12 protein-coding genes are annotated in these 14,617 nt (G+C 52.4%); 4 read left to right on the top strand and 8 right to left on the bottom strand.

The window, feature by feature from the left end:
- Positions 1–43: 43 nt before the first annotated feature.
- Both CRO57_RS10275 and CRO57_RS10280 read left to right on the top strand, forming a co-directional pair.
- Positions 44–1,441, top strand: a complete 1,398-nt coding sequence (locus CRO57_RS10275; protein WP_097153376.1) for a cache domain-containing protein — start codon at positions 44–46, stop codon at positions 1,439–1,441.
- Between the two features lie 104 nt (positions 1,442–1,545).
- Complete coding sequence (locus CRO57_RS10280; protein ID WP_097153377.1) at positions 1,546–2,268, top strand: response regulator transcription factor; 723 nt, start codon at positions 1,546–1,548, stop codon at positions 2,266–2,268.
- A gap of 56 nt (positions 2,269–2,324) precedes the next feature.
- Here CRO57_RS10280 and CRO57_RS10285 read toward each other — a convergent pair whose 3' ends face one another.
- Positions 2,325–3,401 (bottom strand): nickel/cobalt transporter, encoded by a 1,077-nt coding sequence (locus CRO57_RS10285; protein WP_097153378.1) that lies wholly within the window; start codon positions 3,399–3,401, stop codon positions 2,325–2,327.
- The gene (locus tag CRO57_RS10290; RefSeq protein WP_170956037.1) at positions 3,392–4,063 is read right to left on the bottom strand and encodes a DUF1007 family protein; all 672 of its coding nucleotides are present in this window, start codon (positions 4,061–4,063) and stop codon (positions 3,392–3,394) included. The genes CRO57_RS10285 and CRO57_RS10290 overlap by 10 nt, the downstream gene beginning before the upstream one ends.
- Positions 4,064–4,293: 230 nt before the next feature.
- Here CRO57_RS10290 and CRO57_RS10295 point away from each other — a divergent pair, with 230 nt between their 5' ends.
- Positions 4,294–5,358 carry a Glu/Leu/Phe/Val dehydrogenase dimerization domain-containing protein gene (locus CRO57_RS10295; RefSeq protein ID WP_244580068.1) on the top strand — a complete coding sequence of 355 codons (1,065 nt, stop codon included), beginning with the start codon at positions 4,294–4,296 and terminating at the stop codon, positions 5,356–5,358.
- A gap of 103 nt (positions 5,359–5,461) precedes the next feature.
- Here CRO57_RS10295 and CRO57_RS10300 read toward each other — a convergent pair whose 3' ends face one another.
- The 3 genes from CRO57_RS10300 to CRO57_RS10310 form a co-directional block, all read right to left on the bottom strand.
- A complete protein-coding gene (locus CRO57_RS10300) occupies positions 5,462–7,702 on the bottom strand; it encodes a heavy metal translocating P-type ATPase (protein WP_097153380.1) in 2,241 nt (746 codons plus the stop codon).
- Positions 7,703–7,832: 130 nt separating this feature from the next.
- On the bottom strand, positions 7,833–8,621 hold the full coding sequence (locus tag CRO57_RS10305; protein WP_097153381.1) for a creatininase family protein: 789 nt from the start codon (positions 8,619–8,621) through the stop codon (positions 7,833–7,835).
- A 141-nt stretch (positions 8,622–8,762) separates the two neighbouring features.
- Complete coding sequence (locus CRO57_RS10310) at positions 8,763–9,953, bottom strand: citrate synthase family protein (RefSeq protein WP_097153382.1); 1,191 nt, start codon at positions 9,951–9,953, stop codon at positions 8,763–8,765.
- Between the two features lie 119 nt (positions 9,954–10,072).
- Here CRO57_RS10310 and CRO57_RS10315 point away from each other — a divergent pair, with 119 nt between their 5' ends.
- Positions 10,073–11,158: a citrate synthase/methylcitrate synthase gene (locus tag CRO57_RS10315; protein WP_097153383.1), complete on the top strand. Its 1,086-nt coding sequence runs from the start codon at positions 10,073–10,075 to the stop codon at positions 11,156–11,158.
- A 318-nt stretch (positions 11,159–11,476) separates the two neighbouring features.
- Here CRO57_RS10315 and CRO57_RS10320 read toward each other — a convergent pair whose 3' ends face one another.
- The 3 genes from CRO57_RS10320 to CRO57_RS10330 all read right to left on the bottom strand — a co-directional run bounded on the left by CRO57_RS10320 (position 11,477) and on the right by CRO57_RS10330 (position 14,568).
- Positions 11,477–12,877, bottom strand: coding sequence for a TRAP transporter large permease (locus CRO57_RS10320; protein WP_097153384.1), 1,401 nt, complete (start codon positions 12,875–12,877; stop codon positions 11,477–11,479).
- 11 nt (positions 12,878–12,888) lie between these two features.
- A complete protein-coding gene (locus tag CRO57_RS10325) occupies positions 12,889–13,485 on the bottom strand; it encodes a TRAP transporter small permease (protein WP_097153385.1) in 597 nt (198 codons plus the stop codon).
- A gap of 84 nt (positions 13,486–13,569) precedes the next feature.
- Positions 13,570–14,568: a DctP family TRAP transporter solute-binding subunit gene (locus CRO57_RS10330; RefSeq protein ID WP_097153386.1), complete on the bottom strand. Its 999-nt coding sequence runs from the start codon at positions 14,566–14,568 to the stop codon at positions 13,570–13,572.
- Positions 14,569–14,617 lie beyond the last annotated feature (49 nt).

The raw sequence follows: 14,617 nt of genomic DNA on the forward strand, positions 1-14,617 counted from the left end.
ATTTGCCGTAATACTACGCAAAACAACCACAAAAGGGCGAGACATGCTAAGGATACGATCACAAAACGCTCCGCCTGCCAACGGCAAACTGCCCTTTAAAATAAAAATCCTGCTAATCGCCATTCTTCCTGTGCTTGCAGTCTCGTTTTTCACAGGCCTGATCATTCATCAGGAAGCAAACCAACTCATCGAGACCGAAAGCAAGCTGATAGAGAGCCGTATCAGAGAGTCGAAAAGACAAGAACTGGCCAACTATATTGCACTGGCCTTGCGTGCAGTGGATCACGTTTACAAGGAAGAACCCGGAGGTACATGGCAGGCCCAGAAGACAGTCAAGAAGATCCTCAACAATCTTACCTTTTCCCAAAATGGCTATTTCTTTGCCTATGATCGTGCAGGAACCGCACTGGTACATCCCCCTTCCCCACAATTGATCGGTGCCAACCTTTGGTATCTGAAGGACGAAGAGAATAATTTTGTTATTCAGCAGCTTATGAAAAAGGCCGTGGATGGTGGAGATTACCATACCTATCTCTGGAATAATCCGTCCACCGGCGAAAAAGGACAGAAGATGGGCTATGCAGCTTACTTGCCCAAATGGGGCTGGATGCTGGGCACCGGACTTTATCTGGATGATATCGACAAGGAAGTCCTGGCCTTTGAAGCAGATATGCGCGCCTCAATTCGCAAAGCCGAAACCATTCTCTTTCTGATTTCACTCTTTGCGGTTCTGGTCGTCGCCATCTCGATCGCAGCACTGAATTATAGCGAACACAAACTGGCCGACACCCGTCTCAAAGCTCTGACCAAACGCATTATCGATGTACAGGAAGAAGAGCGAAAACGTGTTTCCAACGATCTGCATGATGGTATCAATCAGCTTCTGGTTTCCATTCGTCATCGGTTGGAAATGACCATGGATTTAGTCAAGAACAACCAAAAACCCTTTGCTTTGCTGGAAAAGAGCCTCTCTATTCTGGATACCTCCATTGCCGACGTCAGACGCCTTTCCAAGGATCTGCATCCCTCAGCGCTTGATAATATGGGATTGGCCGCTGCCATTCGAGGACTGGGACGAGACTTTGAGGAAAGCACCAAGATCAAGACGACTATTCAAGCCAACACCATTGGTGATCGTTTGGAAGAAAAGGCAAAGATTGCTCTTTACAGAGTGGTACAGGAAGCCCTGACCAATGTTGCGCGCCATGCCGACGCTGATCAGGTAGAGATCATTTTGCGTAACGATGATGCAAAGAAAATGGTTGCTCTCTCCATTCGTGACAATGGCAAAGGCCTGGCCCATCCGGATAGCCCATTGAGCAACGAAGGCCTTGGTCTTCGTAACATGTATGAGCGCATCGAAAGCCATGGTGGCAACCTTACCATCCGAAATGCGCTGTCTGGAGGGCTTGAATTATTTGCCAATTTGCCGCAAAGCTAGGGTCGGGATAAATAACTAGGGCAAAAGCCCTGATACAAAACCGCCCAAGAAGAACGAGATCAAAAAAAATAAAAAGAACCAAACCAAACCAGAATGAGGCGGGCATGACCTTCCATCAAGAGTCTGAACAAGGGGGCGATTCAGACGAGCGTCCCAAGCTACGCATTGTAATTGCCGACGACCATGCCTTGGTGCGAGACGGTATCCGTGCCAGATTGGAACTGGAAGACAATCTGGAGATTGTTGCCGAAGCCGAAAATGGCCAGCAGGCAGTCGACCATACACGCCTCTATCAGCCCGACATTGTCATTCTTGATATCTCCATGCCACTGATGAATGGCCTTGAAGCCGCCAAAGCCATTCGTATGGAGAATAAAAGCTGCGGCATCCTGTTTCTCAGCATGTATGACAATCCCGAATATGTACAGGCCGCTATGGCCACCGGCGCCAATGGGTTTCTACTCAAGGATGTCTGCACACAAGGCATGGTCTCGGCCATCGCCTCTGTTGCTGCCGGTGGCTTCTATTTCTCCAAGAATGTCTCACTCTCGGCCTTGAAAGAAGAAGGCGAGAAAGCAGATCCCAATCCCTACAATCTGACGGATCGGGAAATGGATGTATTGCTCGGCATTGCTCAAGGCAAGGCCAACAAGGAAATTGCTGCTGATCTAGGCATTGGCGTACGAACAGTTGAAAGCCACCGCCAACGCATGCGGGAAAAAATCGGCGGCGGCAATGCAGCACAGCTCACCCATATCGCTATGGAAATGGGCCTCATCTCCCCTCAGAACGAAGAACCAAGCCTCAAGCCACCTGCCTTGGATTAAGTCTTTATTTTAGCAGGTTCTTTCCAACAAATGCATCAACCTTCCAGGAAACCGCTCTAAAGCAAATTAGCTGCCAGCAGGACACCACCAAATCCAGCCACAACAACGCCCGCAAGTGCTAGTACACCCACGCCTGCCCAGTCAAAGGCTCGGTGAGTCAGGCCACGTTCTGCCACCTTTTGCGACAAATGCCGTGCATAAACGGCAAACAAGGCTAGAAGAGCAATAGAGAGGCCTGTGCCCAACCCCATGGCGTAGGCGGACGCAACACCAGCCCAAAAGACATTCTGAGAAAGCGCGAAGACCAGAACAATCAGCGCACCTGAACAAGGCCGCAATCCCATGGAAAAGACCGCCAAGGCCATGGCTTTGAGCGACCGCGCCTGATCCGCCATTTCCAAACTTGGCGCATGACTATGCCCACAGGAGCAATTGCCATGCTCATCGTGATCGTGTCGATGATGAGAGTGATAACCATCAGAGTGATCATGATCGTGATGCCCGTGATCATGGTGCTCATGATGATGCCCATGTTGGTGATTATCGTGGTCATGACTGTGACCTGTCCCCTCGCCTTTCATGGCAAAGGCGGCACGCCAGGCCCGACTGAGCAACCATAGGCCCAGAACCACAAACAAAGCATAGGATGCCAATTCCATGATCTGCGCTGTCTGGGTGATCACCATGGAGGTCAAATTCAAAGCAATAGCTGCAATACCGATCAAGCCAACTGCAACACTGGCCTGAACCATGGCCGCAATCAACGCCAATAGCGCACCACGTCGTGCCGTCGCACCAGACGCGAAGAGGTAAGTGGTCAGCACAACCTTGCCATGACCAGGCCCAGCTGCATGAAAAGCCCCATAAGCAAAGGACAGCCCCAAAAGGCTGGTCAACGCCAACGGATCATCGGAAATGGCCTTTACCATGCCTTTCAACGCCAGATAAAATTCTGACTGCCGAGCGAGAATCCAGCCTTGAATGTCACCCCATAGGCCGGTAGCAACAGCACCGGTGGTTTCAGGCAACGCAACACCAAAGGGTGATGGGGCAGCAATAGCCAGATCAGACAGACCGATGCTCAAAGCAAGGCCAGCCAGAAACACAAGAGCAAACGCTCGATTTATTTGCATGTAAGCTGAACCTGATTGGCAAGAGTAGAAGTCATTTTCATCAAGTCTTCAGGGATTTCACGCTGATCAGCAGGAATCTGAGCCAACAACCCTATTGTGTCGTCATCCAAAGCTTCAGGCTTTTTCAAAGCTACCTTGCAGCTCTCATCAGCTCCCACCAACTTGGCAGTATTTTTTTCTGCAAAGGAAAAGTCGACAAAAAAGCTTGGATCATACACATCCAATACAAGATCGGCCTTACCATCAAGCTCAGCCACCACAGGCAAGGTGAAATGTAGCTCCAATTGATCCCCTTTCATACTCAACCAATAATCTTTGGGGTCAGTGAATGGCAATTCCTCTTTTGCGGGCGCACCTTTTACATAGAGGTCACTGAAATAGTCATATTCCGAAAGAGATTCGACATTCACCTGGGCAAGAGGCTGTAATTCCTCTCGAGACAGTTTGCCATCACCATTCTCGTCCAGCCCCTGGCTTGCAAAGGCACTGAAGGCATCATCAAACAGCCAGTGATGCTTGATGGCACTCACTTTGGTGCCATCCATAACAAGCTCTGTACGAACGCTCACCCAGACATGGGGATGTGCCAGTGCCTGTCCAACCGTGCCCATCAAACCGCCAAGGCAGGCCAGTCCCATCCCGATTGCCGCAATCTTTTTCATCACACTTCTCTCTTGCACGATGCCTCGCGACATCAATTCTGATGAGCATATCAAGCACCAGAGTCTGGCGACAACATGACATCACATAATCCACCAAAGGAATAATTGAACCAAAATAAGGCATACAGAGGGACAAAGTAGCATCAAAATGCGGTGAATTGCGATGAATTTAGACATTATTTTTCAAATTTTGGGAGATAATTTCTCAAACAATCAGTTTCGAGGAACACATGACCCTTATTCCAGAGGCCTTTGACATGGCTGTGACATTTGATCACCCCGAATTTGATCATCACGAGCAGGTTCTCTTCTGCACAGACAAGAAAAGCGGCCTGAAAGCCATCATAGCCGTTCATAACACAAATCTCGGTCCAGCCATTGGTGGTTGTCGCATGTGGCTCTACGAGACATCTGGCGAGGCCCTGACCGATGCCTTGCGCCTCTCCCGTGGCATGACCTATAAAAATGCTTTGGCAGGTCTTCCCCATGGCGGTGGCAAATCGGTCATCATTGCTGACTCTCACAAGGACAAGACGCCGGAACTGATAGAAGCGTTCGCTCATCATGTGAGGTGTTTGGCTGATCGCTATATCACCGCCGAAGATGTGGGTATCACCTCCGATGATGCAGACAGAATGGCCAGGATTGCGCCGAATGTTGGCGGCACGTCCGAGCAAGGTCTGGGCGATCCATCCCCATACACCGCGCTTGGCGTTTATCATGGCATCAAGGCGGCAGCTCAGCACAAATTTGGCGATGCCAATCTGAAAGGCCTGCGCATCAGCGTTCAGGGTCTTGGCAATGTCGGGTTCCGTCTGGCGACCCATCTATATGAAGAAGGCGCGATCCTCACGGTCTCTGATGTCTATCAGCCAAATCTGGATAAAGCCATTGCAACCTTTGATGCCGACACCTGCGCACCGGATCAGGCACATCTGGTGGATTGCGATATCTTTGCCCCATGCGCATTGGGTGGTGGCCTGAACAGCAAGACCATTCCTGAGATCAAAGCAACGGTTGTAGCAGGTGCTGCGAACAATCAACTCCTGAAGGCAGAAGACGACGAAGCCCTGCGACACGCAGGCATTCTCTATGCCCCTGACTATGTCATCAATGCTGGCGGCGTGATTGCTGTTGCCATGACTGGAAATGATGAGAAAGCCGAAGCTGAGGCGACAGAAAAAACCGTCGCCATCGGCGAGACACTGCTTGAAATCTTTGATGCGGCAAAAGCACAAAACCAGCCAACGGGCAAAATTGCTGACCAGATTGCTGAACAGCGCTTTGACAAGTAAGAAGTTATAAAGCTCATCTACGAGGCTATGGCCTAATACTGAAAACCCGCAGGAGTTTCCTCCCGCGGGTTCTCTTTTCGCCCACCACTTAAACTTTAAATCCTTACGCTCTCCAGCGTCTCAGCAACAAAGCATTGGAAACGACAGAGACCGATGACAAGGCCATCGCGGCACCAGCCAGTGCAGGGTTGAGGAAGCCAAAGGCTGCCAACGGAATTCCGATCACGTTATAGATGAAGGCCCAGAACAGGTTCTGCCAGATCTTGGCATAGGTTCTGTTGGCAATATCTAGACTGCTGGCCACAAGACGTGGATCGGACCGCATCAAGGTAATCGCCGCCGCACCAATGGCGACATCAGTACCAGAGCCCATAGCCACACCCAGATTGGCCTGCGCAAGAGCTGGAGCATCATTGAGCCCATCCCCAACCATCGCCACATGATGACCGTCTGCCTGCAATGCTTTCAAATGATCCAGCTTTCCTTGCGGACTCATGTCACCTTTGGTCTCGTCCAGACCAAGCACACCGCCAACCCGTGCAGCAACCTCCTCATTGTCACCACTGAGCATGGCAGTCTTCAGGCCACGCTCCTTCAGATTAACAATGGCCTCACGGCTCTCAGGGCGAGCCGGATCAGCAAAAGCCAGCACGCCAATCAGTTGCCCATCTTTCGAGACAAAGCTGATACTCTGACCTTCATCCCGCAAACGATCCGCCAAACTGATGCCTTCGCCAAGATCGACGCCTTTGTCTTCAAGGAAGCTTTGTTTGCCGATCAGCATGGACTGCCCATCGACCAAGGCTTCTACGCCCTTGCCAACACGAGCGGTCACATCCTCAGCCTTGAGCGATGGATCAAAGACCTCACCGGCGGCACTAACGCTGGCCCGCGCTAGCGGATGCTCACTCCCGGATTGAACGCTCGCAACCAATCGCAACAGCTCTTCACTGTTCAAACCCTCATAAGGGGCAACATGCACCAAAGCAGGTTGGCCAGAGGTGAGTGTTCCCGTTTTATCAAACAGGATCTGATCAATCTTGCGCACCTCTTCCAGCACATCGATGTCGCGGATCAAAATGCCTTGCCGCGCCGCAGCGCCCGTTCCCGCAACCAGCGCCGTTGGCGTCGCCAAACCCAGCGCGCAAGGACATGCAATCACCAGAACGGAGACTGACGCCACAAGCGCTTGCTCGAAGGAACCTGTTGCCAGCATCCAACCGGCAAAGGTCAGGATTGCCAGCACGACAACGACAGGCACGAAGATGGCAGACACACGATCGGCCAAGCTTTGCAGCTTGGCGCGGCCGGTCTGGGCCTGGTCCACCAGGCGGGTGATCCGCGCCAGCACCGTATCTTCACCAAGAGCGGTGACTTTCAGGATGACAGAGCCAACGCCATTGATGGCACCGGTCACAACCTTGTCACCTTCCGTCCGTACCACAGGCAGGCTTTCACCGGACAGCAATGCTTCATCAAACTCGCTCTTACCTTCGGTGATCATCCCATCAACGGGCACAGTCTCCCCGGGCAGAACACGCACCAGATCTCCAGCCTTGATCTGATCAATCCCGACATCTTCGTCAGCCTTGCCTTCACGCACCAAACGCGCGGTTTGCGGGCGCAAATTCATCAAGGCACGCAATGCATCAGACGCTGAGCGGCGAGCGCGACCTTCCAACCATTTACCGAACAGGATCAAGGTCAGAATGGCAGCTGACGCTTCGAAATAGAGATGACCTTTGGCCCCATCGCCAAGGCTCACGACCTGATAGAGCGAGAAGAGAAAGGCAGCCGTCGTACCAAGTGCCACCAGCACATCCATATTGGCCGCCTTGGAGCGCAGAGCCTTGAAGGCCCCGACATAAAAACGCTTGCCGACAATCACCTGAACAGGGCCAGCCAGCGCCAATTGCCACCAAGGGGCCAGATGCAAATCCAGCCCGAACCAGTTGGTAAACATCGGCGCAACAAGGGGAATTGTCAGAACCATTGAGAAGATGAACAACTTGAAGCTCGCTTGTTCTTCTTCCTGTCTTTGCTGATCCAGCGCATCGGCTTGTTTCTGTCGATCGGCAATCGAACCCTGACGCAGACTGGCACCAAAGCCTGTCTTCTCGATCATGGCTTTAACATCATCAGCATCAAAAGCATCGCTGACCTGCACATCTGCGCGCTCAAGCGCCAGATTGACATTTGCTGTCACACCGTCCTTGGCATTGAGTACCCGCTCAACCCGAGAGGAACAGGCAGCGCAATGCATGCCTGTAACATCAAAAACGAAAGTCTGTTCTGCCGCTTTACTGGCAGCAGCATTTGTCTGGATTGCACTTGAAACCGACATGATCAGAAAATCCTTATCACCAATAACCTATGGTCCTGAGACATTGGTCCTATGGCAACATAGAGATTCCAGTGACTGGAAGGTCAAGTCGATATCGACCAGTATTCACATGCTGTGACATTATGCGCGATCACGAGAGTGCTGGTAGATCGAAGTCGGCAACTTCACCAGCATAGACAACGAAGCCGCTGACAATATGCTCAATCAACGCCTTGCCTTTTTCGGCATCGGCGATGCTGGCATCGCCAACCACACCATGCTCATTCAGATCGCTCGCCATCCAGCCCATGGGCTTGCGACCATAAAAGCGCAAATGCTCTTTTGTCGTGACCAGATCTTCCTGACTGGATAAAAAAGCCTGTGCCATTTGCATATCCACCAGATCAGGGCGCAAATGCAGCATCATGGAAGTTTCAACATCGCCGCCATGAATGCCAAAGGCCTGCTCATCAGCCGAGAAGAGCCCATCAGGGGAACCGAACCGCAGCCAGTTTGTGGCAGACACCTGCATGGCATGATGCACGCGCATATCCTGCATCAGGATATCCATCAACGGACTATTGCCGCCATGGCTATTGATGATGATGGCTTTGCGCACACCAGAACGCTTGCCACTAAGCAGCAGATCCGTCCAGAGCGGAAGGAGATGTTTCCAGCTCGAAGTCAGCGTTCCAGCCTGATCAATATGCTCCTCAGACCAGCCAATTTGCTGCAAAGGCATCAAGACCAGATCCAGATCAGCCGGGCAAATGCGGCGCAGTTCCTCAATATAGCCCTCGGCCAAAAGAGCATCGGTTCCGACAGGCAGATGCGGACCATGCTGTTCAATCGCGGCAATGGGCAGAACCACAATCGCCTCGGCCATGCGATCTTGCGTGAACGCATCGCGTCCCAACTCTCGCCAATCCCAAACAGCCATTCTGCCCTCGCCTTCTTCTTCATCTCGTCTCTTTTAGAGCGCGTTCCCGAAAAGTTGAAGCACTTTTCGGATAAGAACTCGCTTCAAGCAAAAATGTAACGGATCAAGTTTATGAACTCTAGGGGCAATCACAGATTGTCTCTAAATCGCCTTTGGTCCCACATAAACGGCGCGTGGGCGAATATGTTGACCAGATCCATATTGCTCAATGGCGTGGCCGATCCAGCCAACCATGCGCCCGGCGCAAAACAGAGCCATACCGCTGGTCTCGGGCAGACCCAGAATATCCTTCAAAACTGCCAGCGAGAAATCGATATTAGGAGCCAGACCAAAGAGCCGTTTTGCCTCTTCAATCAATTCCTGCGTCAATCGCATGCGCGGATGATCAGGATAGGCCTCTTCAATCGCATTCAGCAGGCACACCGCTCTCGGGTCGATCTGATCGTAAAGCAAATGCCCGAAGCCGGGTAACTTGTCCGCCCGCATCAAGCGCTCTTCCATCATGGCTGCAACATCCAGATCGGATGGCAAACCGTCCAGCCAATGCTCCACCTGCACACTGGCACCTCCATGCTTTGGACCGAGGAATGTGCCCAAACCCGATACCAGAGCCCCATGCAATGGCGCACCGGTTGAAGCCGCCACCCGCACGGCATAGGCACTGGAATTCAGCTCATGATCAGCGCTCAGCACCAAGGCGGCAGATATCAATTGCCGATCACTCTCCTCCTTGATCCCCCAGGCATTGGCCATGACATCGGCAATAGGCAAACTGGAAGGCGGCATATTCACCAACTCAGATGCCACCAATCTGCAAAGAGCAGCCCCATGCCGCCAGAGAAGCGAGGGATGATGAGCATAGGCCGAGCGATCCACCACGGGCCAAGCCGATAGCATCACCATGGCACGCTCCACCGCCCGCAATGCCTGCGGCGCACTGGCCAAAGGGCGACTGGGTGCTTCATCATCAAACGGATTGATGCCATCGCATCCCCAAAGAAGCGTTGCCACCGATTCCAGAGAACTTTCTCCTGCCAGTTCAGTCGCTCGCCGTCCGCGATAAAGTGGCCCGAATTCCGGATCAATGTCTGTCAAGGAAGAATGGATGATAGTGGGTTCAGATTTCTCGGTCCCTCCCCCTTCAGCTTGTTGCCGCAAAGCCGGATCCCGCAAACGAAACGCACGAACGTCGGATGCCGAGTAAAGCCGCGCCCGCCCCGGTCCCGGCTCAGAGCGGATCAAGCCGCGGCTGACATAGGAATAAAGCGTTTCGACCCGTACCCCCAGTTCCGCTGCGGCCTCTCGTGCAGAGAGCATGATCTCGTCCGGCATCCACTATCTCACTTATATTGATATATTGATATATTGATTGTATCTATCAAGATTGATCAATGCTGATAATTGCACGAAAAGCCTGTCCTATCAAATGACAAATATGAGAGGACATTGCCATGACGCAGATTGCAGCCATCCACGCCCCGGGCCTTGAAAACATCATCGTAGCCGAGACCACATTGAGCCATGTCGATGGACAAAAGGGAGAATTGATCCTGCGCGGCAAAGCCATCGATGACATTGCAGGCAAGCAAAGCTTCGAAGAAGCTGTCTGCCATCTCTGGCAAGGTCTTCTGCTGCCCTCACAGACCAATCTCACCCCAGCTTTTGGAACTGCCAGACTGAAAGCCTTCCAAGCCGTCGAACAGCTCGCCCCCTTGGCAAAGGAGCTCTCTGTCATCGACTGGATGCGCTTAGGTCTTGATAGCCTGACAATCGACGAGGATGAGAGAACAAATGCTGTCGAATTGACCGCGGCCTTGGCTGTTTTCTTAACCTCTGCTCGCCGATTGAAGCAAGGTCAAACGCCAATCACTCCCGATCCAGAAGCTGGTTTTTCAAAGGATCTACTCTTCATGCTTCATGGCAGCGAGCCCGACAAGGAAGCTATTGATGCAATGGATCGTTATCTTGTCACCATTCTGGATCATGGCCTCAATGCCTCGACCTTCACCGCCCGCGTGGTAGCCTCTACCCTCTCCGATATGCGCTCATGCCTCTCCGCTGCGATTGGCGCTCTGAAAGGCCCATTGCATGGCGGAGCACCGGGGCCAGTACTGGACATGATCGAAGATATTGGCGAGCCAAAGAAAGCCGATCGCTGGATTGAACAGGAGCTCAATGCAGGCAATCGTCTCATGGGCTTTGGTCATCGGGTCTATCGGGTGCGTGATCCAAGAGCTGATGTTTTGAAAGAGGGGCTCAAATCCCTCACCCATCTGACCGACCGCATTGAAAAAGCCCAAGCCATCGAGCAAGCAGCGCTAAAAGCCTTGAAGCGTCATAAGCCGGACCGGGTGCTGGATACCAATGTGGAATTCTATACAGCGGTGCTACTGGATGCCATTGGTTTTGACCGCACGCTCTTCACGCCTCTTTTTGCGGTAGGTCGTTCTGCTGGTTGGGCCGCTCATGTCATTGAACAGCAAAGCGCTGGCAAGCTGATCCGCCCGCAATCGCGCTATATCGGGCCATCAATCTAGCATCCTGAACCGACCCCCCTCCCCCTCCCGACAACTCACAAGGGTACCATATCGGGTGGTTGAGAGGGGGAGACGGGATCATGTAATTCAAGTTTTCAAAAGACCTCTGCAGAATGAGGATTATTGTGATCTGGCGCGGAAATGTGATGCCGAGGATCGCAACATAGCCGGAACTATTTGAGAACCGGAGGCGATCATTGACAAAGTCAGAGCGCAAAAGGACCATTATGCAGTGGTCTTTTAAAAGCAAAAAGGCCACCTTCCATAAGGAAGATGGCCTTTTCCGTCTTGGGAGGTCGTCACCCGATAACTCGCAGCCTATCGGGTGACAATTTCTGGTCCCATGAGGGCCGTTGGAAGCGCCGTAGAAATCCAAGGCACATAGGTTACCAGAATGAGGAAGATCATCAGGATGCCGACCCACGGCAGAGCGGCTTTCACCACCTGCACCAGTGACATCCCGGTAATGCCCGAGGTCACGAACAGATTCAGACCAATCGGCGGCGTGATCATGCCGATCTCCATGTTCACCACCATGATGATGCCAAGGTGAATTGGATCAACACCCAGCTCGATGGCAATCGGGAAGACCACTGGAGCAACAATCAAGAGCAAGCCTGATGGCTCCATGAACTGACCACCCAGCAACAACAGGATGTTGACGGCCAACAGGAAGGTCCACCAGTTGAAGCCAGCGCCAATCATCAGATCAGTGATCTGTTGCGGAATACGCTCGGTTGTCAGCACATGGGCAAACAGAAGCGCATTGGCGATGATGAACATCAGCATGATGGTGGTCTTGGCAGAGTCCGTCATCACCTTCTGCGTATCACTATGGAAGATAGCAGGCACCGAGCGCGTAACCATCATATAGGTGTTGCGGAAAGTCGCCTCACCCAGACCTTCTTCAGGCTTGCGCCATGGCACACCCTTCAGTGGACCCATATCGCGATAGATGAACAGAGCGATGAAGAAGGCGTAGACAGCCGCCACAGCAGCCGCCTCGGTCGGGGTGAAGATACCACCATAGATACCGCCAAGAATGATGATGATCAGGAACAGACCAAAGGCACTGTCACCAGCAGCAGAAAGGAATTCCCCCATGCCTTTCCATGGCTGACGCGGGTAATTGTTCTTCTTGGCCGAAAAATAGATCCCGCCCATCAACATCAGGCCAGCCAGAAGACCAGGAATGACGCCGGCAAGGAACATACGACCCACGGACACATCGGTCGCAGCAGCATACACAACCATCACGATGGATGGAGGAATGAGGATGCCCAACGTCCCGGCATTGGCGATCACGCCAGCCGCAAATTCCTTCGGATAGCCAACTTCCTTCATACCGGCAATCACGATGGTACCAATCGCCACCACGGTGGCAGGCGAAGAGCCGGAGAGCGCTGCAAACAACATACAAGCAAACACACCGGCCATAGCCAAACCACCGGGGAACGGGCCCACCACGGCAATGGCAAAACGAATAATCCTGCGCGCAACACCACCCGTGGCCATGAAGGAGGAGGAGACGACGAAGAATGGAATGGCAAGAAGCGTATAATGCTCGGTCGCTTCAAACAATTTCTGGGCAATCGACGCCATGGAATCGTTGGAGAACAAGGCGATATAGAGCACACTGGACAAACCCAGCGAGATTGAGATTGGCGCACCAATAAACAGAAGGCTAAGGACCAGCCCAAATAGAAAGAGAGTTTCCACGTTGCTGTCTCCTAAACCGCGTCTTTATTCTCGGCCACAAGGTCTTCAGCCTCATGACTGGCGATGATCATCTTGCGATCACCCTTGATGATCTGCCAGGCAGCCTGCAGACAGCGAAAGGCAAACAGCGCCAAACCGATAGGAAGAATGGAATAGGCAAGCCAGCGCGGCACTTCATTGTCATAGATTTCCCATCCCAGAGCCGGCGCCACACCATTGGCAAACCAGCCAGGGAAATGAAGCTCTTCCAGACCGATATTGAATTTCCACATCGTGCCAAGATAACGCCAGGAACCATACAGCAGGAAACCAGCATAAACGACACCAGCCAAAGCCCCAATCACGGCAACGATGCGAAAGGCCCGACTTGGCAGCAGATTGATCATTGCATCTACCCCCAGATGCGCGCCGATCTTGATGCCATAGGACATGCCGAACAAAATCATCCAGGCAAACATCAAAGTGGTCGCTTCCAAAGCAGCGCCCCAGCCTGAATTGAACACATAACGCGCAATCACCTGCGAGAAGGACAACAAGGTCATCCCTGCCAGCAGCAGAGCGATTACACTCTCTTCAAATTTCGTGACGAATTGCGAAAGACGTTCCATCTTTCCTCCCCAACAGCCAATCCTGGCCTCGTTGAAGAATGGGCGGTCAAATGACCGCCCATTCCAATCTATTTGATGCCAGACTTATTTCTTGTTGGCGGACAGAGCAGAGTCGATCAGCTCTTGGCCGATATCGTCCTTGAACTTGTCCCAAACAGGCTTCATGACATCGACCCAGGCCTGACGCTCATCAGCGGACAGCTCACGGATCTTACCGCCAGCTTCCAGGATCTTCGCACGGTTCTGGGTGTTGATCTCGGTGGACATGGAGTTACGGGTAGCAGAAACCTCATCCATGATTGTCTTCAGCTGATCGCGAACTGCTGGATCCAGGCCGTCCCACCATTCGGTAGAGGTCACAACCAGATAGTCGAGAACCTGGTGGTTGGTCTCGGTTACACCATCCTGAACTTCGAAGAACTTCTTGGTGTAGATGTTTGACCAGGTGTTTTCCTGACCATCAACAACGCCGGTCTGCAGAGCGCCATATACTTCTTTAAAGGCCAGCTTCTGTGGGTTTGCTTCCAGTGCTTCGATCATGGCAACAGCCACTTCAGAAGTCTGAACGCGGAACTTCAGGCCAGCCGCGTCGGTTGGAGCAACCAATGGCTTGTTGGCGGAGAAGTTCTTGATGCCGTTATGCCAGTAGCCAAGACCCTGCAGGCCTTTACGCTGCATGCTGTCCAGCAGCTTCTGACCATCTTCAGAGGTCTGGAAGCGATCAACTGCGTCGATGTCGTTGAACAGGAATGGAAGATCGAACAGACGGAACTTCTTGGTATATTTCTCGAACTTGGCAAGGGATGGAGCAGCCATCTGAACGTCACCAAGGAGCAGAGCTTCCAGAACCTTGTTATCGTTGAACAGCTGGGAGTTCGGGAAGACTTCCATGCAAGCCTTGCCATTCATCTCTTCGTTCACGCGCTTAGCCAGCAGCGTTGCAGCTTCGCCCTTTGGATGGCCGGTTGCAGCAGTCACGTGAGAGAATTTGATGACCACTTCGCCGTCATCACAATTAGCCATTGCAGGAGCCGCACCAGCCATAAGAGCAGCAGTTGCAGCCGCAAGAACGAACTTTTTCATATCTATCTTCCTCCCGGAAATCATCATCAGCCCGCAGGTTCAGTCCCTT

The organism is Cohaesibacter gelatinilyticus (genome assembly GCF_900215605.1).
In the GTDB taxonomy this organism is placed as follows: domain Bacteria; phylum Pseudomonadota; class Alphaproteobacteria; order Rhizobiales; family Cohaesibacteraceae; genus Cohaesibacter; species Cohaesibacter gelatinilyticus.